This window comes from Pistricoccus aurantiacus (assembly GCF_007954585.1).
GTDB classification, from domain to species: domain Bacteria; phylum Pseudomonadota; class Gammaproteobacteria; order Pseudomonadales; family Halomonadaceae; genus Pistricoccus; species Pistricoccus aurantiacus.
Map to the genome: position 1 here is coordinate 2640535 of NZ_CP042382.1, position 26403 is coordinate 2666937.

Annotated in this window: 28 protein-coding genes; 23 read left to right on the forward strand and 5 right to left on the reverse strand. The window is 58.5% G+C overall.

The genetic code is table 11. The features are described from left to right. Nucleotides 1–41: 41 nt before the first annotated feature. A complete protein-coding gene (locus FGL86_RS12445) occupies nucleotides 42–500 on the forward strand; it encodes a tellurite resistance TerB family protein (RefSeq protein ID WP_147184848.1) in 459 nt (152 codons plus the stop codon). 4 nt (nucleotides 501–504) lie between these two features. On the opposite strand, the gene FGL86_RS12450 is transcribed toward FGL86_RS12445, so the two are convergent. Further along, a complete protein-coding gene (locus tag FGL86_RS12450; protein ID WP_147184849.1) occupies nucleotides 505–1413 on the reverse strand; it encodes a YihY/virulence factor BrkB family protein in 909 nt (302 codons plus the stop codon). Nucleotides 1414–1745: 332 nt separating this feature from the next. Between FGL86_RS12450 and FGL86_RS12455 the strand changes: the two genes are divergently transcribed. The 9 genes from FGL86_RS12455 (at nucleotide 1746) to FGL86_RS12495 (ending at nucleotide 11928) form a co-directional block, all read left to right on the forward strand. After that, nucleotides 1746–2948 carry a coiled-coil domain-containing protein gene (locus FGL86_RS12455; protein WP_147184850.1) on the forward strand — a complete coding sequence of 401 codons (1203 nt, stop codon included), beginning with the start codon at nucleotides 1746–1748 and terminating at the stop codon, nucleotides 2946–2948. Nucleotides 2949–3072: 124 nt separating this feature from the next. Next, nucleotides 3073–3870 carry an iron-sulfur cluster carrier protein ApbC gene (apbC, locus tag FGL86_RS12460; RefSeq protein ID WP_186764521.1) on the forward strand — a complete coding sequence of 266 codons (798 nt, stop codon included), beginning with the start codon at nucleotides 3073–3075 and terminating at the stop codon, nucleotides 3868–3870. A 119-nt stretch (nucleotides 3871–3989) separates the two neighbouring features. Then, nucleotides 3990–4556, forward strand: coding sequence for a dCTP deaminase (dcd, locus tag FGL86_RS12465; protein ID WP_147184852.1), 567 nt, complete (start codon nucleotides 3990–3992; stop codon nucleotides 4554–4556). 214 nt (nucleotides 4557–4770) lie between these two features. Beyond that, a complete protein-coding gene (locus FGL86_RS12470; RefSeq protein WP_147184853.1) occupies nucleotides 4771–7095 on the forward strand; it encodes a DUF3141 domain-containing protein in 2325 nt (774 codons plus the stop codon). 253 nt (nucleotides 7096–7348) lie between these two features. Continuing rightward, nucleotides 7349–9991: a type I DNA topoisomerase gene (gene topA, locus FGL86_RS12475; RefSeq protein WP_147184854.1), complete on the forward strand. Its 2643-nt coding sequence runs from the start codon at nucleotides 7349–7351 to the stop codon at nucleotides 9989–9991. Next, nucleotides 9988–10449 (forward strand): DUF6586 family protein, encoded by a 462-nt coding sequence (locus tag FGL86_RS12480; protein WP_147184855.1) that lies wholly within the window; start codon nucleotides 9988–9990, stop codon nucleotides 10447–10449. The genes topA and FGL86_RS12480 overlap by 4 nt, the downstream gene beginning before the upstream one ends. Before the next feature lie 95 nt (nucleotides 10450–10544). Further along, nucleotides 10545–10781: a hypothetical protein gene (locus FGL86_RS12485; RefSeq protein ID WP_147184856.1), complete on the forward strand. Its 237-nt coding sequence runs from the start codon at nucleotides 10545–10547 to the stop codon at nucleotides 10779–10781. Nucleotides 10782–10900: 119 nt separating this feature from the next. Next, a complete protein-coding gene (locus FGL86_RS12490) occupies nucleotides 10901–11473 on the forward strand; it encodes a L,D-transpeptidase family protein (protein ID WP_147184857.1) in 573 nt (190 codons plus the stop codon). A 197-nt stretch (nucleotides 11474–11670) separates the two neighbouring features. Beyond that, entirely contained in the window at nucleotides 11671–11928 is a 258-nt protein-coding gene (locus FGL86_RS12495) for an Lpp/OprI family alanine-zipper lipoprotein (RefSeq protein ID WP_147184858.1), read from the forward strand. Nucleotides 11929–12086: 158 nt separating this feature from the next. Here FGL86_RS12495 and FGL86_RS12500 read toward each other — a convergent pair whose 3' ends face one another. The 4 genes from FGL86_RS12500 to FGL86_RS12515 form a co-directional block, all read right to left on the reverse strand. Beyond that, nucleotides 12087–12590, reverse strand: coding sequence for a GAF domain-containing protein (locus FGL86_RS12500; RefSeq protein ID WP_147184859.1), 504 nt, complete (start codon nucleotides 12588–12590; stop codon nucleotides 12087–12089). 109 nt (nucleotides 12591–12699) lie between these two features. Then, nucleotides 12700–13470 carry a MetQ/NlpA family ABC transporter substrate-binding protein gene (locus tag FGL86_RS12505; protein WP_246131801.1) on the reverse strand — a complete coding sequence of 257 codons (771 nt, stop codon included), beginning with the start codon at nucleotides 13468–13470 and terminating at the stop codon, nucleotides 12700–12702. Between the two features lie 130 nt (nucleotides 13471–13600). Next, nucleotides 13601–14254 carry a methionine ABC transporter permease gene (locus FGL86_RS12510; RefSeq protein ID WP_147184861.1) on the reverse strand — a complete coding sequence of 218 codons (654 nt, stop codon included), beginning with the start codon at nucleotides 14252–14254 and terminating at the stop codon, nucleotides 13601–13603. Then, complete coding sequence (locus FGL86_RS12515) at nucleotides 14235–15278, reverse strand: methionine ABC transporter ATP-binding protein (RefSeq protein ID WP_147184862.1); 1044 nt, start codon at nucleotides 15276–15278, stop codon at nucleotides 14235–14237. The genes FGL86_RS12510 and FGL86_RS12515 overlap by 20 nt, the downstream gene beginning before the upstream one ends. 298 nt (nucleotides 15279–15576) lie before the next feature. Here FGL86_RS12515 and FGL86_RS12520 point away from each other — a divergent pair, with 298 nt between their 5' ends. The 13 genes from FGL86_RS12520 (at nucleotide 15577) to FGL86_RS12580 (ending at nucleotide 26351) form a co-directional block, all read left to right on the forward strand. Beyond that, nucleotides 15577–16224: a riboflavin synthase subunit alpha gene (locus FGL86_RS12520; protein ID WP_147184863.1), complete on the forward strand. Its 648-nt coding sequence runs from the start codon at nucleotides 15577–15579 to the stop codon at nucleotides 16222–16224. Between the two features lie 97 nt (nucleotides 16225–16321). After that, nucleotides 16322–17623: an NCS2 family permease gene (locus FGL86_RS12525; RefSeq protein ID WP_147184864.1), complete on the forward strand. Its 1302-nt coding sequence runs from the start codon at nucleotides 16322–16324 to the stop codon at nucleotides 17621–17623. A gap of 80 nt (nucleotides 17624–17703) precedes the next feature. Further along, a complete protein-coding gene (locus FGL86_RS12530; RefSeq protein WP_147184865.1) occupies nucleotides 17704–18249 on the forward strand; it encodes an adenine phosphoribosyltransferase in 546 nt (181 codons plus the stop codon). Nucleotides 18250–18272: 23 nt separating this feature from the next. Then, on the forward strand, nucleotides 18273–18986 hold the full coding sequence (gene ung, locus FGL86_RS12535) for a uracil-DNA glycosylase (protein ID WP_147184866.1): 714 nt from the start codon (nucleotides 18273–18275) through the stop codon (nucleotides 18984–18986). Next, entirely contained in the window at nucleotides 18983–19609 is a 627-nt protein-coding gene (gene upp, locus FGL86_RS12540; protein WP_147184867.1) for a uracil phosphoribosyltransferase, read from the forward strand. Before ung ends, upp begins: the two co-directional genes overlap by 4 nt. A gap of 85 nt (nucleotides 19610–19694) precedes the next feature. Then, on the forward strand, nucleotides 19695–20939 hold the full coding sequence (locus FGL86_RS12545) for a uracil-xanthine permease family protein (protein WP_147184868.1): 1245 nt from the start codon (nucleotides 19695–19697) through the stop codon (nucleotides 20937–20939). Between the two features lie 176 nt (nucleotides 20940–21115). Continuing rightward, nucleotides 21116–21718, forward strand: a complete 603-nt coding sequence (gene mobA / locus FGL86_RS12550) for a molybdenum cofactor guanylyltransferase MobA (RefSeq protein WP_147184869.1) — start codon at nucleotides 21116–21118, stop codon at nucleotides 21716–21718. Further along, a complete protein-coding gene (gene mobB, locus FGL86_RS12555) occupies nucleotides 21715–22299 on the forward strand; it encodes a molybdopterin-guanine dinucleotide biosynthesis protein B (protein WP_246131619.1) in 585 nt (194 codons plus the stop codon). The genes mobA and mobB overlap by 4 nt, the downstream gene beginning before the upstream one ends. A gap of 34 nt (nucleotides 22300–22333) precedes the next feature. Beyond that, nucleotides 22334–23608 carry a molybdopterin molybdotransferase MoeA gene (moeA, locus tag FGL86_RS12560; RefSeq protein ID WP_147184870.1) on the forward strand — a complete coding sequence of 425 codons (1275 nt, stop codon included), beginning with the start codon at nucleotides 22334–22336 and terminating at the stop codon, nucleotides 23606–23608. A gap of 31 nt (nucleotides 23609–23639) precedes the next feature. Next, nucleotides 23640–24434 carry a cyclic pyranopterin monophosphate synthase MoaC gene (gene moaC, locus FGL86_RS12565; RefSeq protein WP_147184871.1) on the forward strand — a complete coding sequence of 265 codons (795 nt, stop codon included), beginning with the start codon at nucleotides 23640–23642 and terminating at the stop codon, nucleotides 24432–24434. Between the two features lie 3 nt (nucleotides 24435–24437). Beyond that, nucleotides 24438–24890 carry a molybdopterin synthase catalytic subunit MoaE gene (moaE, locus tag FGL86_RS12570; protein WP_147184872.1) on the forward strand — a complete coding sequence of 151 codons (453 nt, stop codon included), beginning with the start codon at nucleotides 24438–24440 and terminating at the stop codon, nucleotides 24888–24890. Then, nucleotides 24887–25882, forward strand: a complete 996-nt coding sequence (moaA, locus tag FGL86_RS12575) for a GTP 3',8-cyclase MoaA (RefSeq protein WP_147184873.1) — start codon at nucleotides 24887–24889, stop codon at nucleotides 25880–25882. The genes moaE and moaA overlap by 4 nt, the downstream gene beginning before the upstream one ends. Nucleotides 25883–26060: 178 nt before the next feature. Continuing rightward, nucleotides 26061–26351: an H-NS family histone-like protein gene (locus FGL86_RS12580; protein ID WP_147184874.1), complete on the forward strand. Its 291-nt coding sequence runs from the start codon at nucleotides 26061–26063 to the stop codon at nucleotides 26349–26351. The last annotated feature ends 52 nt before the right edge of the window (nucleotides 26352–26403 follow it).

A 26403-nucleotide genomic window follows, 5' to 3' on the forward strand; every position in this document is an offset into this window, starting at 1 on the left:
TACGCTGTCGGATGCTTGAACTCACGGATAGGCGATTTTTCATGCTCGACTCGATTCAGCGATTTTTTCAGCAGGCCTTGACGGTTCCCTCACCGGAAGAGTCTACCTTGACCCTGGAGCTGGCGGCGGCAGTCTTGCTTTGCGAGATCGTGCGTGCGGACTATCACAGGGACGAGGCGGAGCTTGCGGCGCTACGAGAAACGCTCAAGAGGCGTTATAAGCTTTCCGATACGGCGGTCGAGGAGTTGATGAGCCTGGCGGCGCAGGAAGTCGAAGAGGCGGTGGATCATCATCGTTTCGTATCGCTGCTCAACGGGCACTACAGCGAGCAGCAGCGCTTTGCTCTGGTGGAATCCATGTGGCGTCTGGCCTACGCGGATGGCGAACTCGATCCTCTGGAAGAGCACCGGATTCGCCGCCTGGCGGACCTTTTATTCTTGAGCCACGGCGATTTCATTCGCGCCAAACTGCGGGTGCAGAAAGAGTTGAACAACAGCTGACGCTTTAGGCCGCTTCCGGGGCGGTAGCGGTCGGCTTGGCGTACCAGGGCAGGCCATGATTGTCGTTGTACTCGAGTTCGGCGATAACCTGCGCCCCCAGCAGTAGGATGACCGCGCCGATTTCGAGACTCAACAGCACGATGATGATGGTAGCCAGCGAACCATAGACGGCGTTGACGAAGGAAATGTTGGCAAAATACCCCACCAGTATCAGACGTACCCCTTCCCAGAGCAGCGCTGCAACGAAACCACCGATCAAGGCGCGATTCATCGAGATCTTGGCGACCGGCAGCACCTTGTAGATAGCGCTGAACAGCAGGAACAAGCCGATGAAGCTGAACAGGCTCAGCAGCCAGGTCGAGATATTGGCGAAGGGAAAATGCGACGCGAAGATCAGATCCAGCAGCGTATCCAGAGCGTCGATGGTCGATACCAGCACCGTCAAGCCCAGAAGTCCGCTTCCCAGCACCATGATGAAGGCGTAAGGCAGCAAGACGGAAATCCACATACGCCGCTTCTTGGGAATCTCCAGACGCCGAAAGATGATGGCGAAGGAGTCTTCCAGCATGCGAAAGGCAAAGGAGCTGAAGACAAAAAGTACTAATATACCCAGCAGACCGGTTTTCTCCGGTGAGTCCAGCAGCGCTCGCACCGCTTCCTGTATGACATCCGCATGAGAAGGGGCCAGATGGCGGGCCTGGAAGTCGATGATTTCCAGCATGCGATCCTCGGCGACGACATGAGTCAGTGTGACGCTCAAAACCGCGAATAACGGAACGATGGAAAGCAGAACGTTGTAGCCGACCCCGCCCGCCAGCAGAATGCCGCGGTTGGCAAAGAAACGGCCAATGACCCGCCAGCAGAAACGCAGCAGACGACTGGCTAGCTGCCCGGCTTCGTCGCGTTTTACCATCGAAAAGATCCTGATGAAAAGTCTGATGAATAAGGCTGGCTTATGAAGGATTGCTGTAGCGTGTAGAGCAAGTTTAACGCCATGATAGGCATCAAATCCCATTGCGTGCCATGTTTCTGAAGGGATCATGGGATTTACAGGGCCAGATCTGCTCCGGGAAGTCAGGCAGGTTACGCTGAGGATGTCTTGTTCCGGGTGGGTAGGCTTATACTGTAAGCGCACGTAAAAATGCATTGCGTTTTGAATGCATGGTTTTCAATGCATGGCTTTCAATGCATGGTTCTCAAAAAGAGTGCAGGACTCTAGTCGCAACTTCGTAGGGAGAAAAAGGCATGGCGAATATGACGATGGGCCAACTGTTCAAGGACAATCGTGTCCGCGTTCTGGCAGTGGTCGCCGTGGTGGCGATTCTATACGCCTTGTACGCAAGCTCGAGTGCGGGATCGGCTCGCCAGGAAGCAGAACGCTTGGATGCTCGAGTCGCGGAGCTCGAGGATCAGAACCAGACCATCAAGTCACAGTTGGGAGAAATACAAGAGCAGAATGCATCCTTGCAATCCCAGGTAGCAACCTTCGAGGATTCCCAGGAGAGCCTGGAAGCGTCCAGGGCGCGGGCCGAGGAGCTGGATCAGCAGAACCAGCAGGCGCAAGAAGAACTGCAACAGGTCAATCAGCAGGTTGCCGAGGCGAAAAAGCAGCAGGAGCAACAGCAAGCCGAGTTTCAACAGCAAGCCAAGCAGCGCCAATCTGAGTTGCAGAACAACATTCAGCAGCAACAGGAGCAGCTGGAGCAGGTTTCCAGCAAACTCAACGCTCAGCAAGACCAGCTGGAGCAGCGTCAAAAGCAACTTGACGAGTTGAAGACGGACTCGCAGCAGGTCGTCGAGCAGCGCGACGAGGCCCAGCAGGAACTCGACAAGCTGCAGGAGGATATTGCCAAGGCGGAGGGGCGCCAGAAGGAATTGACAACGCGCATCGAGGATCACCAGGCCCGTCTTGAAAAGCTGCAAGAGCAGATCAAGGAGCAGGAAAAAGCGTTGGCAAAGGTCCAGGGCGATGTCGAAACTGCCAAGCGCAACCAGCAGCAGGTTCAGCAGGAACTGGAAAAGGCACGCGAACAGGCCAAGCAGGCTAAACAGCAGGTCGATGAAGCCGAAAAGCGGCTCGCCAAGCTTGACGAGCAGCGCAGCCAACGTCGCGATCAGGTGCAGAAGCTTGAGTCACAGCTGCTTCAGTGGCGCCAGACCCTGAACCAGATGGATGTGAGCGCCGACGATGGCGCGTCGCAGGGAGCGGACAAGGCGCAGGGCAAGAGCGCATCCCAAGACGATAAGCCAAAGTCGGATCAGGCCAAACAGAAGGAAAGCCAGCAAAAGGATCAGCAAAGCGACAAGCCAAAGCAGGATCAGGCCAAGCAGTCGAAAGATTCACAGGATGCTAAGCAAGATCCCAAGCAGCAAGGCAAGGCCCAGCAGGAGAAAGACAAGCAGCAAAAGTCTTCGGATCAGGGCGAAAATCAGTCATCTTCCCAATAGCTTGTTTGTCAAGTCGTAAAACCAGAAGCCAGGATAGCCTGGCTTCTTTTCCATGGTTTCAAAATAAAATATCGTTTCAAGATAAAATATCGCTTCAAGACCAATGAAACAGGAGCCCATCGTGATCGAGGGAGTCAAACATATCGTCGCCGTGGCATCCGGCAAGGGCGGAGTAGGAAAATCCACCGTGACCGTCAACCTGGCCCTGGCTACCGCTGCGCAAGGCTACCGGGTAGGTTTGCTGGACGCGGATATCTATGGTCCCAGCCAGGCGCAGATGCTGGGGATCGGTGAGGGGGTGCGTCCTCAGCAGGCGGGAGAGAACCGTTTCAAGCCGCTTGAGGCTCATGGCATCCAGGCCATGTCCATGGCGTTTCTGGTGGATACTACCGAGCCGATGGTGTGGCGTGGGCCGATGGTGGCCGGCGCCTTCCAGCAGTTGCTCACGCAGACCGCCTGGCAGGACGTGGATTATCTGTTTATCGACATGCCGCCGGGTACCGGAGATATCCAACTGACGCTTTCTCAGAAGGCGCCGGTTTCGGGGGCGGTCATCGTCACCACGCCCCAGGATATCGCGCTGCTGGATGCGCGCAAGGGTATCGAGATGTTCCGTAAGGTCAATGTGCCTGTTCTGGGTATCGTCGAGAACATGAGTCTGCATGTCTGTTCGAACTGCGGCCATCAGGAACCGATCTTCGGTGAAGGTGGCGGCGAGCGCATCGCGGCGCAATACGATACCCAGCTGTTAGGGCAGTTGCCACTATCCATGGCAGTAAGGCAGCAGGCGGACGGCGGGCGTCCGACAGTAATCGCGGAACCGAATAGCCCAGTCGCCGAGACCTTCCGACACATCGCTCAGGCCGTCGTCACCGGAGTGGAGTCTCAGCAGGAAGAAGGCCCGCAAATTTCCTTCGAATAAGTGCCGCTGTGATTCGTGCGGTTTCTTCGGTGTCGGCTTGCGCCAACGCTGTCCAAGGTCTATGCCTATTCGGGGCGGTTGGTTATCATGTTCGCCCCTTTTTTTCTAGGACGTCCTCGATGAGTATCAAATCCGACCGCTGGATTCGCCGAATGGTAGAACAGCACGGCATGATCGAGCCTTTCGAGGCGGATCAGGTGCGCTACGTCAACGATCAGCGGGTCATTTCCTACGGGACGTCAAGCTACGGTTATGATGTGCGCTGTGCGGACGAGTTCAAGGTGTTCACCAACATTCACTCCGCGGTGGTCGATCCCAAGAACTTCGACGACAAGAGCTTCGTGGACGTGAAAGGCGATGCGTGCGTGATTCCCCCCAACTCCTTTGCCCTGGCTCGCACCGTGGAATATTTTCGAATTCCCCGTAGCGTCTTGACCATCTGTCTGGGCAAGTCCACCTATGCGCGCTGCGGCATCATCGTCAACGTCACGCCGCTTGAGCCGGAATGGGAAGGTCACGTGACCCTGGAGTTTTCCAATACCACGAATCTCCCCGCCAGGATCTACGCTAACGAAGGCGTCGCGCAGATGCTGTTTCTGGAATCCGACGAAGTTTGCGAGACTTCATACAAGGATCGCAACGGCAAGTACATGGGTCAGCGCGGCGTGACTCTGCCGCGGGCCTGAGCGTTTTTACCCTGCCGCAGACTCGTTTCACGAAGGCTCTCAGACGCCTGTCCGACGACGGTTATTGCCCGAAATAACGCCGGTAATAACGTCGGTCTATTATATTGCACTGCAACAAGCTGTTATACTGTCGGTATATCGCTGATTTTCCTTGCCTGTTTGTTGCAGTGCTGCAGAAGGTCAGCGACTCTTATTTCTTAACGGGAGGCTAGCCATGCTTCAGGCTTTCACGTCACCTATCGACGCCATGCTTTCCTGGTGCGACCCTTTCGGCATCGGCCGGGCAGCCTTGGATTACTGGCGCGACAGCGTCGAGCGTCGAGTGCTTTACCTTGACGTCATGCGCCAGCGTGGTAATCAGTATCTCGCGCACATGCGGCTGGAAAAGCCCAACGTGCTGGGTTTCGAAGCGGAAACCATCATGGATGGCCTGGATTTGCCGCGTCCGGTCAATTACGAGTTGTTGTGGATCGAGCCGCCCCAAGGCGTCGAAACCGACTGGCAGAAGCGACCCTTTGTGGTGGTCGACCCGCGAGCGGGACACGGCCCGGGAATCGGCGGCTTCAAGCCCGATAGTGAAATCGGCGTGGCCTTGCGAGCCGGCCATCCTTGCTACTTCATCGGTTTTCTTCCTTTTCCCGAGCCGGGCCAGACCGTCGAAGACGTGGTGGATGCGGAAATCGCTTTCTTGAAGGAAGTGATCAATCGTCATCCACAGGTGTCGGAAAAACCGATTGTCGTCGCGAACTGTCAGGCGGGTTGGCAGATCATGATGGCGGCGGCGCTGGAACCGGAATGCTTCGGTCCGCTGCTGATTGCCGGCGCGCCTCTTTCTTATTGGGCGGGGGAGCGAGGCAAGGCACCGATGCGCTATTCCGCCGGCATGATGGGCGGAAGCTGGTTGGCCTCCCTTGCCAGCGATCTGGGCGCGGGGAATTTCGACGGCGCCTGGCTGGTGCAGAACTTCGAGAAGCTCAACCCGGCCAATACCCTGTGGGGCAAGCAGTACAATCTGTATGCCAACATCGATACCGAAGCGAGCCGCTATCTGCAGTTCGAACGATGGTGGGGCGGCCATGTCATGCTGGGCGCTCAGGAAATTCAGTATATCGTCGACAAGCTGTTCGTCGGTAACCGTCTGAGCACGTCAAGAATCATCACTCAGGACGGTCGTCGTATCGACCTGCGCAACATTCGCTCACCCATCGTGGTGTTCTGTTCGCAAGGAGACGACATCACGCCGCCGCCTCAGGCGCTTGGCTGGGTGCGCGATCTCTACGAAAATACGGATGAAATCCTGGCTCAGGAACAGACCATCGTCTATTGCGTTCACGACCGTACGGGGCACCTGGGTATCTTCGTTTCCGGCAGTATCTCCCGCAAGGAGCATACGGAATTTACCGAGAACATGGATTACATTGATGTGCTTCCCCCGGGACTGTTCGAAGCCAAGGTAACGGAAACCGCCGCTCAAGGCGCCGCGGAGGCCGAGCATATCGAGGGCGATTATCTGCTGGAGTTCATGCCGCGCACCATCGAAGACGTCAACGAGATTGTTCAGCCCAATGAGGAAGACGAGCGGCGTTTCGCCACTGTCGCACGCCTTTCGAATATCAATCGCGGTATCTATGAGGTGACGCTACAGCCGTGGCTGCAGGCGATCATTTCGAATTCCGCGGCACGTATAATGCGCCGCTGCCATCCGATTCGTTTCGGCTACCGTCTGTATTCCGATCTCAACCCTCTGACCGCACCCTTGCCGGTCATGGCGGAGGCCATCCGCAAGGATCGCCATCAGGTGGCGGAGCATAACCCCTGGAAAGTGGCCGAAGGGATCGCATCCCATCAGATCGAGCAGTCCCTGGACGCCTTCCGGGAAGTGCGTGACCGCATGGTCGAGAAACTGTTCCTGCAGATATACGGGCAGACTTGGCTTCAGACCATGGTCGGACTAGGCACTCACGACGGTCTCGAGTTCCGTCGTCGTCCCGGGTCGGAGCTCGAGCATCGGCGCTTCGTTGCTAGCCGCAAGACCGAGCTATGTTCGCGCATCGATCAGGGTAGTGGTCTTGAAGCCATGATGCGGGCGCTGATCTATGTGTTGGGCGGCGCTCCGACCACGGACGAGCGCAACTTCAATCGTCTTACCGCCTCCTGGGAGGAGTTCGAGGAAGATATAGATCTCGCCACCTTCAAGAAGATGCTGAGAGACCAGTTCCTGATCCTCAAGCTGGATCGTCAAGGCGCCTTGGATGGCCTCTCCGTATTGCTGGCGGATCAAAGCGACGATCAGATCGATCACTATCTGGAAACCATCGAGCACGTGGTAAACGTCAGCGGTCAAATGACGCCACGTTCCGAAGAGCGGCTCGAAGCGGTCAAGGCAAAGTTCGCCCAGGCACGTTCGGTGAACTCGGCGACAGGTGGAGAAAGACCTGTCAAGCTTGATGAGGTAAAGTCTTCCGATAGCACCGACCCTAGCGCGCCGCGCAAGCCACGCGCTCAGCAAAAAGCTCGAACGGCCAAGCCGCGAAAGTGATTTCAGTCGTGCCCGTGGTGAGCCACGATTCATGCCTTTATGTTTTCCGCCGTTATGAAAATGCCAGCAAAGCTGGCATTTTTTATTGTGATGTTCTATTGCAGAGCATTATAAATTACAGCTTTCCCTATCGTGGCCGGGCTGGCGTGAAGTCATGGGCTGGGGTAGGGTAGGCGCATTTTTCGCCGATTGGAGAAGGTCGGCACTTAATGCCGAGGGTCATGGGATCCTCCTTGGGAGGAGCTTTAGCACTATGGGTAAATCACTGGTTATCGTTGAGTCACCGGCCAAGGCCAAGACGATCAACAAGTATCTCGGCAACGACTTTATCGTGAAGTCCAGCGTGGGCCATATTCGTGATCTCCCCACCAGTGGTTCGAATAAAACGGCAACGGACTCCAAGGCGCGAGCGCGTCAAGCCGCCAAGACCCGCAAGATGACGCCGGAAGAGAAGGCGGTTTACCAGAAGCAGAAGACCTGGAATCAACTGATTCGCCGCATGGGCATCGATCCGGAGCACGGTTGGGAGGCCCATTACGAGATCCTGCCCGGCAAGGAGAAGGTAGTCGCGGAACTGCAAAAGCACGCGGCAAAGGCGGACGCGGTCTATCTGGCGACGGACCTTGACCGAGAAGGTGAGGCAATCGCCTGGCATCTCAAGGAAACCATCGGTGGGGATGAGTCCCGCTACAAGCGGGTGGTCTTCAACGAGATTACCAAGAATGCCATTCAGCAGGCCTTCGAAGATCCCGGCACGCTTAATATCGAGCGCGTCGAAGCGCAGCAGGCGCGGCGTTTTCTCGATCGAGTCGTGGGCTTCATGCTGTCGCCGCTTCTGTGGCAGAAAATCGCTCGCGGGCTTTCCGCCGGACGAGTACAGTCCGTGGCGGTGCGTCTGATCGTCGAACGGGAGCGGGAGATTCGCGCCTTCGTGCCGGAAGAGTTCTGGGACGTGCACGCAGATCTGCAAGCGGCGGACAAGAGCGCCGACGCTACGCCGATTCGCTTCGAGCTGGTGCGCCAGAACGGTGAGATCTTTCGGCCGACCTCGGAAAAGGAAACCCTGGAGCGTATCGCGGCCCTCAAGACCGCGCCGCTTTCGATCACCGGTCGGGAGGACAAGCCGACCCGTTCGAAACCCAATGCACCGTTTATCACCTCGACCCTGCAGCAGGCCGCCAGCGGACGTCTCGGCTTCTCGGTGAAAAAGACCATGATGATGGCCCAGCGTCTTTATGAAGCGGGCCATATCACCTATATGCGCACCGACTCCACCAACCTGTCTCAGGATGCGCTGAACATGGCCCGAGCGCATATCGGAGAAGAATTCGGCGCGCGCTACCTGCCGGAAAAACCCAATCGCTATTCCAGCAAGGCCGGTGCCCAGGAGGCCCACGAAGCGATTCGTCCCTCGGACGTGAAACGTCAAGCGACGGAACTGGCCGGCATGGAACGAGATGCCCAGCGGCTCTATGAGTTGATCTGGCGCCAGTTCCTGGCCTGTCAGATGACTCCGGCGGAGTATCTCTCCACCACCCTCACCGTGGAAACCCGGGGCTACGAGCTTCGGGCCAAGGGACGAGTGCTCAAGTTCGACGGCTATACTCGGGTGATGAAGCCGGCGGGCAAGAAGGATGAAGATCAGTCCTTGCCGGATATCGGTGAAGGCACTGCCATGAATCTGATTTCCCTGGAGCCGCGCCAGCATTTCACCAAGCCGCCGGCGCGTTTTACCGAAGCGAGCCTGGTCAAGGAGCTCGAGAAACAGGGAATCGGTCGGCCCTCTACCTATGCGTCGATCATTTCCACCATTCAGGATCGTGGCTACGTGACCCTGGAGCATCGACGCTTCTATGCGGAGAAGCTTGGCGATATCGTCACCGACCGTCTGGCGGAGTCTTTCAGTGATCTGATGGACTACAACTTTACCGCTCGTATGGAAGACAGTCTCGACGACGTAGCGGAAGGCGAGCGGGACTGGCGAGAGCTGCTCGACAGCTTCTACGAGGATTTCAAGCATCAGCTTGAAGCGGCGCAAAGCGACGAGGGCATGCGTCCCAATCAGCCGGTGCCCACGGATATCGATTGCCCGACCTGCGGTCGCAAGATGCAGATTCGTACCGCTTCCACCGGGGTGTTTCTGGGCTGCTCCGGGTATAACCTGCCGCCCAAGGAGCGCTGCAAGACCACCATCGATTTGATTCCCGGTCAGGAGGCGGTGGCGGCGGATGCCGGAGAGGAAGCGGAAACCGACGCCCTGCGGGCCAAGCGCCGCTGCCCGCTATGCGGCACCGCCATGGACAACTATCTGATCGATGAGCATCGCAAACTGCACATCTGCGGCAATAGCCCCGACTGCGAAGGCTACGAGGTGGAAAAAGGTCATTTCAGGATCAAGGGTTATGAAGGACCAACCATCGAATGCGATAAGTGTGGCGCGGAAATGCAGCTCAAGACCGGCCGCTTCGGCAAGTATTTCGGCTGCACCAGCCCTGACTGCAAGAATACTCGCAAGCTGTTGAAAAATGGCGAAGTGGCGCCGCCGAAGATCGATCCGATACCCATGCCGGAACTGCAATGCCAGAAGGTGGACGATCATTACGTGCTGCGCGACGGCGCCAGTGGGCTGTTCCTGGCGGCCAGCCAGTTTCCCAAGAATCGGGAAACCCGGCCGCCGCTGGTGTCGGAACTGCAGGCCCACGCGGAGCAGATCCCCGAGAAATATCGCTTCCTGCTCGAGGCGCCAAACCATGATCCGGATGGGCAACCCGCGCAGATTCGCTTTTCCCGCAAGGCCAAGAGTCAATATGTGATGACCGAAAAGGACGGCAAGGCCAGCGGCTGGAAGGCCACTTATGAAGACGGCAGATGGCAGGTTGAGGACAAGCGTAAATGACCCCCAGCGGTCGCACCAATCAGCTGCTTTACCAGGCAGAGCTGCTGCTGACGCTGCCCGACGGTGAAGACGAGCACGCACCCGGGCGGCGCCGTGCTTCGCTTGAAGGGGCGCTGGCCATGACGGAGCTCGCCCTTAACTCTCTGATGCGAGAAGTCACCGAACATACCGGCCTGCAGACGTTCGACTGGCGTCGGCTATTGCGGGACTCCACCCCGGCCCCGGCAGAAATTTCCCACTTGCGCGAACTGGCCGCCGAGCCGGATAGCTGGCTTTTCCAGCTGCTGACGAGCCTAGAAGCCCTGCACGGGTGTGACGGGGTGTCGCCGGGTGGCCGGCTCGGCGTGACGGCGATGATCGCCACCGCGGGCCCTTCCCCCGGGGAGCGGCTAAGCCGGCAGCTGCGAGAATTCAAGGCGCTGCTGGCGGCGTTTCGCGAAAGCAGCAGGGAATGGTGACGGAGCAGGAGCCGATTGATAGGCTCAGGCCCGCGACAACCAGGGTTGCCGCCTCGGACTTTTTTTACCGACGCTATTTATTGAGGAGAGCTTGCGTGTCGAATACTGCGATTCTGGAAATCGTCGAGCTTGATGACGGAGAGATCGTGCTGCGTAGCGCCGAGACTGACGCCGAGCCTTTACTGCGCATCAGCTTCTCGGAAGAGGCGGCAACGTTGCTGCGGCAAAGCCGTTTTGAAGTAGCACAGGAAATGATCGATCACGCGATTACCCGCAGCCAGTTATGGCGGGAAGAGAGCGATGATCAGGCATTGACCGCCACGCTTCATTAAATTGACGTTTTCTGTTCGATCTTTTTTTATCAATCTTTAAAGTGCTGTGGACCTCTGCCGCTAACAAGAGCAGAGGCGAATAGCGCCATATAACCTTCAACGCCATTTTGAGTGAGAGTATGGGCCGACTGTTGTCTTTTTTTCTTCCTTTACTGACGGTGTTTCTACTGTCTCAACCGGCGCAGGCCCTGGAATCCCCGGTTGGCGCCGACGAGTTATGGATACTCGTCGACGAGCCGAGTTCATCGCTGTCCGTCTATCGCGGCAGTCAGGAGATTACACATTTTCCACGTATCTCCGTCGGTAGAGGCGGGGTCAAGCGGCTGCGCAGGGAAGGCGATCGTTCCACTCCCTTGGGAACGTTTCATATCAATCGCATCAAACTGGACAGCGATTTTCACATTTTTCTAGGGCTCGACTTTCCCACTCCCGAAATTGCTCGGGAAGCCTGGAGTGCGGGTAGAATGAGCTTCATCGAGTATGCGGACTTCATGGCTTATCTACAGCAGAACGGCGAGCCGCCCCAAGATACGGTGCTGGGCGGTTACATAGGAATTCATGGACTAGGTGATGGGGATCCTGACTTTCATCGACGTTACGATTGGACCCAAGGCTGTGTTGCGGTAACCAACGAGCAAATCGAGCAGTTATTGAGTCTGATAGAGATTGGCACAACCGTCGTGATCCGCTAGGCTTGTCGGTGGAAATCAAACAAGCTTTCTCTGGAGTAATAAAATGTGCTCCAGTATGAAAACAGTGTTTGACTTCACGGCCCCGATATCGCTATGGTTTGCGGGGTCGAAACTAGACCGCCTGTGGGAAGCCCGTAACTCTTGCAGGTTCGGGTGCCAAGACTAATGAACCAAGGAAGACTCTCAAGGAGAACATCATGTCCAAGTTCACTAACGCACTAAAACTGACTGCCGCAGCCGCTTCTTTCGCTATCCTGGCAGGTTGTGCTTCCGATGGTGCTGACAAGACCACTCTGGAGCAGGTCCAGTCTGAAGCGTCTCAAGCCAACAGCACCGCCAACAAGGCGATGAACACTGCCAATCAGGCCCAGCGTGATGCTCGCGCCGCGATGCAGATGGCCCAAGAGAATCGTCAGGCCATGGATCGCATGTTCGAACGCTCCATGCGCAAGTAATAGCGTCAGCAGTACCGTTCCGACGCCTGACGGCGTTGACGGTTACGGCAAGAACCCCACCGAGAAAGGTGGGGTTCTTGTTTCTGACTTGTCGAGATAATAAAAAGAGTAGCTTGCCTCTTGATCTTTCTTGTCAACGTGCCCCGTATCTTGCCAGTTCAGATCTGTTCGTTACTCAAGGCTTGCAAACTTACCTGACTGCTGCTGCGCAGAAAGATCCCCGCCAAGCGCTCGATTCCCGCTTGATCTTCTGTACTGAAACGTCCCGGTATCGGACTATCGATATCCAGCACTCCCCAAAGTCGTCCCGCTACCTCGAGTGGTATTACCAGTTCCGATCGCGAAGCGCTGTCACAGGCAATATGGTAGTCAAGAGCGTCGACATCCTTGACGCGCTGAGTTTGCCGGGTGCGCGCTGCCAGACCACACACGCCTTGCGCGAAAGTGATCGGATTGCAGGCCGGTTGACCCTGGAAGGGTCCGAGTATCAGCGTTTGCGGTCGGCGCTGCAGATAGAACCCTACCCAGTTGAGCTGCGGAATCGTCTGATAAATGAAAGCCGCGGTTTGCGCGCAGTTGGTCAGGGCGTCCTCGGTATCCAGCAGGGCATTCAACTGACGCTCGAGCAGGTCGTAATCAAGCAGGGCTGTGGCAGTCGTCATGATAACTTGACCTCGATGCGAATAAGAAATAGTGGCTTCGTCGCTGAATAAAAAGAGCCAGCCCAAGGCCGGCTCCCGAACAATGCTCTTGAGTAGCGTAAGGCTGTATTTATTGCGCAGCGTCTTTCCAGCCCGGTACCGCGGCGCCGTCGAATAGCTCCTCAGCTTTTTGCGCCACCTCGTCGCTCTGATAGGCACTTACCAGTTGACGAATGGCTTCTCGTTCCTGGTCACCTTCCCGCACCACGATCAGGTTGACGTAAGGCGAATCGGGGCCTTCCTTGATCAAGGCATCGTCCAGGCTCAGGCCTGCCGGCTGAGCAAAGGTATTGTTGATGAAGGCCATGTCCACGTCCTGCAGCACTCTCGGCAGCTGGGCGGCTTCGATCTCGCGAAACTTGAAATTCCGCGGATTTTCGGCGATGTCGATGGGTGTGGCTTCGAGATTTTCCGGATCCTTGAGTTCGATCAGCCCCTCGTCGTGCATCAGGATCAGCGAGCGCCCCTCGTTGGAAGGATCGTTGGGCAGGGCGATGGTGGCGCCATCCGGCAAGTCCTCGATGCTGTCGTATTTTTCCGAATAGGCGCCGATCGGGTAGACGAAGGTGCGCCCGGCGATGGCGAAGTCGTAGCCGCGATCCTCCACCATGCTGACCATATAGGGTTCATGCTGGAAGGCGTTGGCATCCAGGCTGCCGTCCGCCAACGCAGCGTTGGGAGAGACATAGTCGGTGAACTCGACGATCTTCACGTCGAGGCCGTATTCGTCCTTGGCGCGGTTCGCCGCCACCTGCATGACTTCGGTTTCCGGCCCCGCCACGGTGCCGACCTTGAGGATCTGATCTTGCGCTTCCTGATCGCCGCCACAGCCGGCCAGCATCGCCGCGCTCAACAGACCCGCCGCGCCTAGCCAACGGACGGGGCTCAACAGGTTCTTGTCCACTAAACGTTTTATTGCCATATCGAATCTCCTTGAATGAATCACAACGAAAAGCGGTTTTTCGTGCCGGTCACTTATGATCGGCCTTGCGTACCAGATGATCGCCGATGCTTTGAAAGCCCTGCACCATGACCACCAGAATCGCCACGGTGATCAGCATGACCAGCGGGTCGAAGCGGTTGTAACCGTAACGTATGCCCAGATCCCCCAGGCCGCCACCGCCCACGGCGCCGGCCATGGCGGAATAGCTGACCAGGGTGACAACGGTGACGGTCAGGCCGGTGATGATGCCGCCACGGGCTTCCGGCAACAATACCTTGGTGATGATCTGATAAGGGGTGGCGCCCATGGACTGGGCCGCCTCGATCAGCCCTGGCGGCACTTCGTTCAGGGCGCCCTCCACCAGCCGCGCCACGAAGGGGATGGCGGCGATGGTCAAGGGCACCACCGCCGCGTTGATGCCAATGGAGCTGCCGACAATCAAGCGGGTGAAGGGAATGATCGCCACCATCAGGATGATGAACGGAATCGAGCGGCCCACGTTGGTGACGATGGCGAGTATCCTTTGCGTCAGCGGATGAGCGAGTATCTGCCGGGGCCGGGTCACGTACAGCAGTACGCCCAGAGGAACGCCAAACAGGGCGGCAATGACACCGGACACGCCGACCATGTACAGGGTATCGATGGTCGCCTTGAAGATCAGTTCAAGCATCGCGTTTGACATGACCAAGCACCTCCACGTTGAGATCATGACGCTCGAGATAGGCAAGCGCCGCCCGGGTCTGCTCCTGATCGCCGATCAGTTCCGCGATCATCAGCCCCAGGGTGCGATCCTGGATCGACTCCACCTTGGCCTGCAGAATGCTGACCTCGATGCGGCAATCCCGGGTCAATCGAGAAATCAGCGGCGAGGCCACCGCGTCGCCGGAGAACGCCAGACGCACCACCGGATGATGTCGCGGGCTGGGCTCGGGTTCGAGACGTTCCACCAGCGCCTTGGGCGGCTCGAGTTCGAGAAAGTCATTGAGAAATTCCCGCCCCAACCGTGTGCGCGGCGAGGTAAAGAACTCGCCTACCTCGGCTTCCTCCACCAGCATGCCGTCGGAAATCAGCCCTACCCGATGGCAGATCGACTTGACCACTTCCATTTCATGGGTGATCAGCAAAATGGTCAGTCCCAGGCGCTCGTTGATGTCCTTGAGCAGCTCGAGAATCGAGCCGGTGGTCTGCGGATCCAGCGCCGAGGTGGCCTCGTCACACAGCAGCACCTTGGGGCGGCTGGCCAGGGCCCTGGCGATGGCGACCCGCTGCTTCTGACCGCCGGAAAGCTCCGCTGGATAGGTGCCGGTCTTGTCGGAAAGGCCGGTCAGTTCCAGCAGCGGCTTGACTCGCTCCTGAATCGCTGCCTTGCCCATGCCCATCAGTTCCAGAGGCAGGGCGATGTTGGCATAGACGGTGCGCGATGACAGCAGATTGAAATGCTGAAAGATCATGCCGATCTGATGACGAGCCTGATTGAGCGCCGGGCCGCTCAAGCGGGTGAGTTCCTGGCCATCCACCTGCACGCTGCCGCTGGTGGGACGCTCCAGCAGGTTGACGCAGCGAATCAAGGTCGATTTGCCGGCGCCGGAAAGGCCGATGACGCCATGAATGCTGCCTTGGGGGACTTCCAGGTCGATGTGCCTCAGCGCCTCGATGGCCTGCGCGCCACTGCCGTAAATCTTGGAGACGTTCTTGAGTCTGATCATGATGCTGGGATACCGCTCGGTGACGTGATATCGAAGTTTCCTCGAAAAAGCGGCGCGCACGAAAAAGGCCACCCGAATGGGGTGGCCTATCGCGCTGGACACACCCGTTTAGCAGCACTTCCCGCTTTGAATCGACTGTCGCGATCGATGCGAGGGCGCCCGCAAGCTGGGTTCAAATCAGCGCCTTGTGTAAAGTGCCCTGATATTAAGGATCGACCGCGGTACTGTCAACGCCGCGGCAGCGGACATTACGCGGTACACTATGACGGTTCTCGGCATCCGGCATTCAGGAGTCAGCATGTTCACGGGTATCGTTCAGGGCACCGCACCGCTTTTGTCCATCGTCGACAAGGACGCCTTTCGTATCCACACCATCGAACTCGAGCCCGCGCGGCGAAAAGGGCTGGAAATCGGCGCCTCGGTGGCGCATAACGGCGTCTGCCTGACCGTGACCGGCATCGACGGCGGCCGGGTCAGCTTCGATCTGATGCGCGAAACCCTGCGTCTGACCAACCTGGGTGAGCTCCGGGTCGGCGACCGTGTCAATATCGAGCGGGCCGCTCGTTTCGGCGACGAGATCGGCGGCCATGCCATGTCCGGGCATGTGATCTGTACCGCGGCACTGACGAGTATCGAGGAGGCGCCGAACAACCGTCGTCTCTGGTTCAGGCTGCCCGGGAAGTTCGGGCGCTTTCTGTTCGACAAGGGCTATATTGGACTCGACGGTATCAGCCTGACCATCGGCGAGGTGCGGCGCGAGCAGCCTCGGAACAGCGAAGTCGATGCGCCGGTGACTTTCTGCGTCGACCTGATTCCGGAAACCCTGGCGCGCACCACCCTGGGCGACCGGCGAATCGGCGACCGGGTCAATATCGAGATCGATCCGCAGACCCAAGCGATCGTCGAGACCGTCGAACGTGTATTGGCATCGCGTGCCGTGATCTAGTCAGACGCTCGCGTCACCGCCAGGCTTTGGGTACCATACAATGCCTTTTCGTCCCTCGCTTTCTTGCTTCATCACAATGCCCGGATGAGTCACGCCGATGCTGAAACAACGTCTCGACAATCACTTCAAACTGACTGAACACGGCACCAATATTCGCACCGAGATCATCGCGGGTATCACCACCTTCCTGACCATGGCGTACATCATCTTCGTCAACCCGAGCGTGCTGTCCGAGGCAGGCATCGACTACGGCGCCGTGTTCGTCGCCACCTGTCTCGCTTCCGCGATCGGCTGTCTGATCATGGGCCTATGGGCGAACTATCCCATCGCCCTGGCGCCGGGCATGGGGCTCAACGCCTTCTTCACCTACGGCGTCGTACAAGGCATGGGCTATAGCTGGGAAGCGGCGCTGGGGGCGGTATTCCTGTCCGGGGTAACTTTCTTTCTGCTCAGCCTCTTCCGGATTCGCGAATGGATCATCAATTCCATTCCCATGACCCTGCGCCTGGGGATTGCCGCGGGTATCGGCCTGTTTCTGGCGTTCATCGCCCTCAAGAACGCCGGCATCGTGGTGGATAACCCGGCGACTCTGGTGGCGCTGGGAGATCTGTCCGCGCCGTCGCCGCTCTATGCGCTGCTGGGATTCTTCCTGATTACCGCGCTTTCTCATCTGCGGGTCACCGGCTCGGTGATGATCGGCATTCTGGCGGTGACCGTGCTGGCCATTGTGCTGGGCCACAACGAGTTCGGCGGCGTCATGTCCATGCCACCTTCCATCGCGCCGACATTTCTGGAGATGGACGTGGCAGGCGCCTTCGACCTGGCGATGATCAGCGTGATCTTCGCCTTTCTGTTCGTCGATCTCTTCGATACTTCCGGCACCCTGATCGGGGTTGCCCATCGCGGTGGCCTGCTGGATGAGCAGGGCAATCTGCCGCGGTTGGGTCGTGCGCTGATGGCGGATTCTACCGCCTCCATGGCCGGGGCGGCGCTGGGCACTTCCACCACCACCAGCTATATCGAGAGCACCGCAGGCATCGCTTCCGGCGGGCGAACCGGCTTGACCGCGGTGATAGTGGCGATGCTGTTCCTGGTAAGCCTGTTCTTCGCGCCTCTGGCCGGCTCGATTCCGGTGTATGCCACCGCCGGGGCGCTGCTGTATGTGGCGGTGCTCATGACCGGTAGCCTTGCTCACGCCAACTGGGAGGATCCGACGGAAGCCGCGCCGGTGCTGATCGCGGCCCTGGCCATGCCCTTGACCTTCTCCATTGCCGAGGGGATTGCGCTAGGATTCATCAGTTTTGTGGCGATCAAGACCTTGTCCGGACGTTTCAAGGATCTCAATGTGGCGGTGGTGGTGCTGGCGCTGCTGTTCGCCGGCAAGTTCCTGTTCTTCTAATCTATCAAACAGGCCCGAGGCTTGTTTGGCTCGGCGCTGGCCGCTTGACGGTTGAATTCACCTGGCGAGATGGAACCTCCATGAGCATTTACGGCGACTACATCAAATCCGTGATCCGCACGGTGCCCGACTGGCCCCAACCCGGGGTCAACTTTCGCGATATCACGCCGCTTTTACAAAACAGCGCAGCCTTTCGCAAGCTGATCGACAGCTTCGTGCATCGCTATCAGGAAATGCGCCTGGACACGATTGCCGCCATCGACGCCCGGGGGTTCATCATCGGTGCGCCCTTGGCCTACGAGCTGAACTGCAGCTTCGTGCCGGTACGCAAGAAGGGCAAGCTGCCGTTCAAGACCCTGAGCGAGACCTATAAGCTGGAGTACGGCGAATCCGCCGTGGAACTCCACGCCGATGCTTTTGAACGCGGCGCGCGCATTCTTGTGGTGGACGATCTGGTGGCCACCGGCGGTACCATGCTGGCGGCGGCCAAGCTGATCCGACGCAGCGGCGGTGAAGTGGTGGAAACCGCTACCATCATTGATCTCCCGGAATTGGGCGGGTCACAAAAGATTCGCGACGATGGCTATGATCTCTTTGCGGTGTGTTCCTTTACCGAAGACGAATAAGCGACATAGGAAACCGCGAAAGCATGACTTCATCTCCCTTGCCGGAAAGCTGGAACCGCTATCTGGGCGTCGAATTCGAAGCACCCTACATGCAGGCATTGCGTGCTTTTCTCAGGGCGGAAAAGGACGCCGGAAAGGTCATCTACCCGCATTCCAGTCACTGGTTTCGCGCCTTCGAACTGACGCCTCTCGAGAAGGTCAAGGTGGTGATTCTCGGCCAGGACCCGTATCACGGCCCGAACCAGGCTCACGGCCTGTGCTTTTCGGTGCGCCCGGGGGTACCGGTACCGCCTTCGTTGGTCAATATCTACAAGGAGCTCGCCGAGGATCAAGGCTGTACACCGGTCAACCACGGCTTTCTGGAAAGCTGGGCTCGCCAGGGCGTGCTGATGCTCAACAGCGTCCTGACCGTGGAGCGGGGCAACCCGGGATCCCATCGCAATCAGGGCTGGGAAACCTTCACCGATCGCGCCATCGCCGCCGTCAACGAGCAATGCGACGGGGTCGCCTTTCTGCTGTGGGGTAGCCACGCCCAGAAAAAAGCCAGTTTCGTCGATCGCCAGCGTCATCTGGTGTTGCACTCGCCGCATCCTTCTCCGCTGGCGGCCCATCGCGGGTTCTTCGGCCAGGGTCATTTCTCGAAAGCCAATGAATTTCTCGTCAGCCGCGGCTACGCCGCCATCGACTGGCAGCTTCCATCTCATATCAATCCCGAGTCCGAGGGCCTGACTTCATGAGCGTTCACGTCATTCATCATCCGTTGGTCAAGCACAAGCTGGGTTTGATGCGCGAGGCAGGCATCAGTACCAAGAGCTTTCGGGAGCTGGCCGAAGAAGTCGCCAAGCTGCTGACCTATGAGGCCACTCAGGACCTGCTGTTGGAAGAAGTTTCCATCCAGGGCTGGTCCGGGCCGGTGACCATCGAGCAACTGAAAGGCAAGAAAGTGACCGTGGTGCCTATTCTGCGTGCCGGCCTGGGCATGCTGGACGGGGTCACGGATCTGATTCCCAGCGCCAGAATCAGCGTGGTAGGGCTCTATCGCAACGAGGAGACTCTCAAGCCGGTACCGTATTTCGAGAAATTCACCAACGATATACAAGAGCGCCTGGCCATCGTCATCGACCCGATGCTGGCGACCGGTGGCTCCATGGTGGCTACTCTGGACATGCTCAAGGCCAGGGGCTGTCCACTGATGAAGGTGATCGTCCTGGTGGCGGCGCCGGAGGGCCTTCGTCGGGTAGAGGAAACTCATCCGGAGGTGGAGATCTATACGGCTTCCATCGATGAACGCCTGGACGAAAATGGCTATATCGTGCCGGGGCTGGGGGACGCGGGAGACAAGATCTTCGGCACTCGTTAGACGATTTGCAGCATATCGAATACCCCTTGCGCGCTCCGCTCGGGAATTTTTTTGAAGCTATTCTTTCATCGATTGGAGCGCCTTGATGCGCGACTCGACTTCTCCTGCCGCCTCCGCCAGACCCTCGCCGGTGCGTCTGCTTCTCACCGGCACGCAGATGCTGTTCGTGGCTTTCGGCTCCCTGGTGCTGGTGCCCTTGTTGACCGGACTCGACCCGAGTGTGGCGCTGTTTACCGCCGGGGTGGGCACGCTGATCTTTCATGCGGTGACCGGCCGCTGCGTTCCGGTCTTTTTGGCTTCGTCCTTCGCCTTCATCGCGCCGATTCAGGGTTCAATCACCGGCTTCGGGGTATCCGCCACCCTGGGTGGACTCATGGCGGCGGGGCTGGCCTACGTGGTCATGGCCCAGGTGGTGCGGCTGCGCGGTACCGCCTGGCTGCATCGGCTGCTGCCGGCCATCGTGGTGGGGCCGATCATCATGGTCATCGGTCTGGCACTTGCTCCTGTGGCGGTGAGCATGGCCAGCGGGGAAACCAGCGACAACATTGGATACAGCCAGGCGCTGATACTTTCCATGACCAGCCTGCTGGTGACGCTCCTGTTGGCGGTGTTCGGTCGCGGCCTGCTACGGCTGGTGCCGATCATGGGCGGTATCCTCAGCGGTTATCTGCTGGCGCTATCGATGGGTCTCATCGACTTCACCCCGGTACGGGAAGCGGCTTGGCTGTCCCTGCCGAATTTCACCGCGCCGAGTTTCCACTGGGCCGCGATTCTGTTCATGGTACCGGTGGCCATCGCCCCGGCGGTGGAGCACATCGGCGACATGGTGGCCATCGGCTCCGTCACCGGTCAGCGCTATCTCGAGAAGCCCGGGCTGCATCGCACGCTGCTGGGCGATGGGCTGGCCACCTGCGCCGCCGCGCTGTTCGGCGGCCCGCCCAATACCACCTATTCCGAGGTAACCGGTGCGGTCATGCTGACCCGAGCCTTCAACCCGCTTTTCATGATCGTGGCTGCCTGCGTGGCGATCGCGCTGGCACTGTTCGCCAAGCTGGGTGCTATCCTGCAAACGATTCCGGATCCTGTGATGGGGGGCATCATGACGCTGCTGTTCGGCTCCATCGCTGTGGTGGGCATGAACAGCCTGGTGCGGGCCGGCCATTCCCTGACCGCGCCGCGCAACCTGGTGGTGGTATCGCTGATTCTGGTCTTCGGCATCGGCGGCATGCAGCTGGGAGGAGGGCAGTTCACCCTGCAGGGGGTCAGTCTCGCCGCGGTGGTAGGCATCCTGCTGAACTGGATACTGCCGCCGGCCCGGAAAGGAGAGTGAACCGCGCGTGGATTCGCTGAGCCCGTGGATATTGCATCAGATCAAGCGCTGCGCGCTCAGCGCCAATCCAACGAATCCGCGCGGATGAGTTGATTTGCCATTTCGGTTAAGATGTTCTTACCGCGCAAATTGATAGGCTTGTTTTTTTGAAGCCTTTCACGTTAACAGGAAATATCATGACGCCGGATCGACTGACTGGCTTGATTCTGGCTGGCGGCCAGGGACGACGCATGGGAGGGCGTGATAAAGGCCTGGTGTCCTTTGCTGGCGGACCGCTGATTGCCCAAGTGCGAAAGCGCCTCGAAGGCCAGGTGGCGGAGGTGCTGATCAACATCAATCGCCACAGAGAGGAATACGCAGATTTCGGCGATCGAATCGTGACGGACCGGGAAGGGGGTTATCAAGGGCCGCTCATGGGCATCTGGAGCGGGCTGTGCGCGGCCACCACCCCTTGGGTAATCGTGGTGCCCTGTGATAGTCCGCTATTGCCGGTGGATCTGGTGTCGCGCCTCGTGAAGGGGCTGGGAAAGGCGGATATCGCCGTCGCTCACGACGGTGAACGGCTGCATCCGGTGGTAGCACTGATTCGCCGCGATCTGGCGGAAGACCTCGGCGCGTCGCTGGCGGCGGGAGAACGCAAGATCGACCGCTGGTATGACCGTCATGCCTGGCGCTCGGTGGATTTCAGCGACTGCCCCGAGGCGTTTGCCAACCTCAATACCTTCGATGAAAAGCAGTTGCTGGAACGCCGGATCGTCCCCGGCGAAGAGGCATCATGAGCGCTGTCGCGACGCCTGAGATGAGACTGGACCTTTCTCGGGAAACCTTGCCGCTGCTGGGTATCGCTGCCTGGAGTGGTACCGGCAAGACCACCCTGCTCGAAAACCTGCTGCCGCGGCTCAAGGATCGTGGCCTTCAGGTAGCGGTGATCAAGCACGCCCATCATCGTTTCGATATCGACCAGCCCGGCAAGGATAGCCATCGGCTGCGGGAGGCCGGTGCCGCCCCGATGCTGATTGCCTCGCGAGCGCGGGTGGCCTTGATGATGAACACTTCGGAGCGGGGGGAGCCGGATCTGGCGGCATTGATCGAAATGCTGCGGCCGCTGGCGCCGGATCTGGTGCTGGTGGAAGGCTTCAAGCAGTGGCCGCTGCCCAAGCTCGAACTGTACCGCCAGGAGGTAGGAAAGACGCTGCGCGCCTGGGAAGATCCTTGGATTCACGCGGTCGCCAGCCCCCAGTCTCTCGAACTGCCAAAGGATGTGACGGCTCTGAGGCTTGACGATATCGACGCCATCGCGAACTGGGTCGCCACCTGGCCGGAACGCTGGGCGAGCCGGCGCGGGCCACGTCGGGTTTGAAGCACTCCAGACACTTATTACTCAGGAGGTTTTGATGACACTTTCCTGCTTCGACCTCGGCGAGCGCATGTTGTCCGTGGAAGAGGCGCTCGCGGCGCTCGATGAAATGGCGCCGCCGCCATTGGCCAGCGAACTCGTCCCCTTGGCACAGCTATGCGACCGAGTGCTGGCGGAAAATCTGCTGTCGCCTATCGACGTACCGCAGAATACCAACGCGGCCATGGACGGCATTGCCCTGAGCTGGGGCGATGACGCCGCTACCGACTACCGCCTGGTCGGCACATCGCTGGCGGGACATGGCTTCTCCGATAAAGTGCCGCCGCAGGCAGCGATCGCCATCACCACCGGCGCGCCGCTGCCCCGAGGGGCGGATACGGTCATCATGCGCGAGCAGCTGCGTGAATACGAAGACGCGGCGGGCAACCGCCGAGTCATTATCGAGCATGCGAAAAGTGTCAAGACCGGCCAACACGTGCGTCAGGCCGGCGAGGATCTCGAGCGTGGCGAACTCGCCTTGTCCGCGGGCACGCGGCTGGGCCCGCAGCACCTGGGGCTACTGGCTTCTCTCGGCGTGGCCAAGGTTCCCGTACATCGTCGCCCGCGGGTGGCAATCTTTTCCACCGGTGATGAAGTCACCGCTCCCGGCGAGCCGTTGCCCGCCGCGGGCATCTTCGATGCCAATCGATTTTCCTTGCATGGCTTATTGAATCGTCTGGGCTGCGAGGTTATCGATCTAGGCATTCTGGCGGATGACCCCCAACGCATGATGAAAGCGCTGAGCGCCGCAGCGAATTCGCCGGAAACCGCAGTGGACATGGTGCTTACCAGCGGTGGGGTTTCCGTAGGGGACGCGGATTGGATCAAGTCGGCCCTGGAAACCATCGGTGAGCTGGGCTTCTGGCGTATCGCCATTCGGCCAGGGCGTCCTCTGGCCTTCGGTCGGCTGGGAAGCCGGCGGGTACCGTTCTTCGGTCTTCCCGGCAATCCCGTGGCGGTCATGGTGACCTTTCTTCAATTCGTTCAGCCGATGCTGCGTCGGCTGCAGGGCCAGCCGGATTGGCGCCCCGCGAGGCTCTGGGCTCTGGCGGAGGAACCTCTGAAAAGTCGCGAAGGCAGGGTGGACTTCCTGCGCGGCATCTATCATTGCGATAAGCAAGGCAGACTTCGGGTGCGCAGTACCGGTCGCCAGGGATCGGGTATTCTTTCTTCGATGACCGCGGCCAACTGCCTGATTGAAATCCGCGCGGATCAGACCGGCGTGGAAAAGGACCAAGTGGTAGCCTTGCAACCGTTCAACGAACTTTTTTGATTATTATTGCGATTCAGCGAGGGTAATCGTCATGAGCTTGACCCATCTCAATGCCCGCGGCGAAGCCCACATGGTGGATATCGCCGATAAACCCGAAAGCCGACGCGAGGCGTTAGCCAGCGGCTATATTCTCATGCGCCCGGAAACCCTGGCGCTGGTTAGCGAGGGCGGTTTACCCAAGGGAGACGTCCTGGCAACCGCGCGCATTGCTGGCATTCAGGCGGCAAAACGCACCCACGAACTGATTCCTCTGTGTCATGCGTTGGCGCTATCGAAAGTCGAGATCGATTTTCATCTCAACGATGAAAAATCCTGTATCGAAGTATTCGCGCGATGTCGCCTGAACGGGCGCACCGGGGTGGAAATGGAAGCGTTGACCGCGGTGAGTGTGGCTTGTCTGACTCTTTACGATATGTGCAAGGCGGTAGACAAGGAGATGCAGATCGGCAATATCCAGCTAGAGACCAAGCAAGGTGGTAAATCCGGTGATTACCGACGCGCCGCCGCCGATACCATCGTCGCTGCCGCTGCTTCTTCAGGCAGGATCGGGCTGCCTCTTGGCAACGAGGTGCCGAGCGTGCACGTCAAATGCCTGGCGGAACTGCGCGAGCAGCTTGGCGTCAGTGATCTCGACGTGCCTTTCGATGATCTGCCGTCTCGAGACGTGGCAGGGCTGAAAGCGGCGCTGAAGGCGATCGATCCGCGTTTTGAACGCCTCGAGCAGCCACGTGTCCTATGTGCGATAAATCAGGTCATGGGAAGCGCGGACACGCCTCTGACGGACGGCGACGAAATCGCATTCTTTCCGCCGGTGACCGGAGGCTGAACCATGATTCGAGTCCAGTACGAACCCTTCGATGCGGGTCAGGAGCAGCGAGAGCTACTGGCCAGGCGCCGGGATATCGGCGCCGTGGTCAGTTTTACCGGCCTGGTGCGGGACTTCAACGAACGACCGGATGTTACCGCGCTGACCTTGGAGCATTATCCAGGCATGACCGAGCGTGCCCTCGGGGCTATCGTCGACGCGGCTCATGCCCGGTGGACGCTACAAGATGCCAGGCTTATTCATCGTGTCGGGCGACTGGAACCTGGCGATCCCATCGTGCTGGTGGTCGTGGCTAGCGCACATCGTCGGGCGGCGTTCGAAGCCTGCGACTTCATTATGGATTATCTCAAGACCCGGGCGCCTTTCTGGAAAAAAGAGCATACCGCCAGTGGCTATTATTGGGTTGCCGAAAGAGCAACGGACCAGCAGGATGCCAAGCGTTGGGAGACGTCATGAATACCAATACCCTGATCGACGATTTCGGACGACGAGTACGCTACGTGCGTATTTCGGTCACCGACCGCTGTGATTTCCGCTGCGTCTATTGCATGAGCGAAGAGATGACCTTCTTGCCTCGGGCTCAGGTGCTGACGCTGGAAGAGCTTTCCATGGTGGCCCAGGCCTTTGTCGAGCTAGGAGTGGAAAAAATTCGCTTGACCGGCGGCGAGCCGCTGGTGCGTCGAGGAATCGACGATCTGGTCGAAAGGATCGGCGGATTGCCCGGGCTCAAGGACTTCGCCATGACCACCAACGGTGCCGGGCTTCGCAAGCATGCCAAGGCGCTGCACGAGGGCGGCATGGGACGACTGAATATCAGCCTGGACTCTCTCGACCCAGAGCGCTTCAAGCGTCTGACCCGCACCGGGGATCTCGCCAGAGTGATCGACGGTATTCATGCGGCTCAAGAAGCCGGTTTCGATAGAATCAAGCTCAACGCGGTGATTCTCAAGGGTCGCAATGACGACGAGGTTCTCGACCTCGTCGACTTCGCTCGTCGAAAGCATCTCGATATCAGTTTTATCGAGGAAATGCCCTTGGGAGACGTGTCCGATCATTCGCGAGCGGAAACGTTCTGTTCGAGCGACGAGGTGCATGACACCATCGCTACTCGCCATTCCCTGACGCCCACCACCACCAACACTTTGGGCCCGTCGCGTTATTATCGCATGGCGGACAGCGACAGCCTGGTAGGGTTCATTTCTCCCCATAGCCATAACTTCTGCGCCAGCTGCAATCGGGTTCGCGTCACCGCGGAAGGGCGTCTGCTGCTTTGTCTGGGCAATGAACATTCCGTGGATTTACGTGAAGTGTTGCGCCGTTATCCCGGTGATATGCAAGCACTCAAGACACGTATTATCGATGCCATGCCGCTTAAGCCCGAGCGTCATTACTTTACGACGGATGGTGATGTTCAGGTAGTACGCTTCATGAATATGACCGGCGGTTGAATTATCGCTTATATTGTCTTCTTCATTACTGCGCCTCTTTTCGATAAAACCTCCTTACCCAGTAAGGAGGTTTTTGTTGTTTATTCCATATCATTTCTTGCCAATCTGAATAAACTGAATATACTTTCGAGAAAAGTATAACGGTTTTATTCTTTACCCTTGGCTATGGAGTAAGTCGATGTCTTCTGAATCGCTAGAGCGTATCGCGCGTAACAAGAACGTTGCCCGTGCAGCGGCACGACAACTCAGCATGGAACAGCTGCATAAACTTTCCGAAGTGATCGGCGAGGTTATCGAACAGAAGCAGCAGGAAGAACAGCAGCGACACGAAGAAGAGGCGATGAAGGAGCGCAAGCTTGCGGAAATTCGTGAGGCGATTACCGACGCGGGTTTATCACTGGACGATTTGGTACCGGAGCAGCCCAAGCGTCGCCGTGGACGTCCTCCCAAGAATGCCAGTCAATCTTGAGGCAATCAGCGATCTTACACGCTGCGAAACTGTAGATAATAAAAAGGCGAAC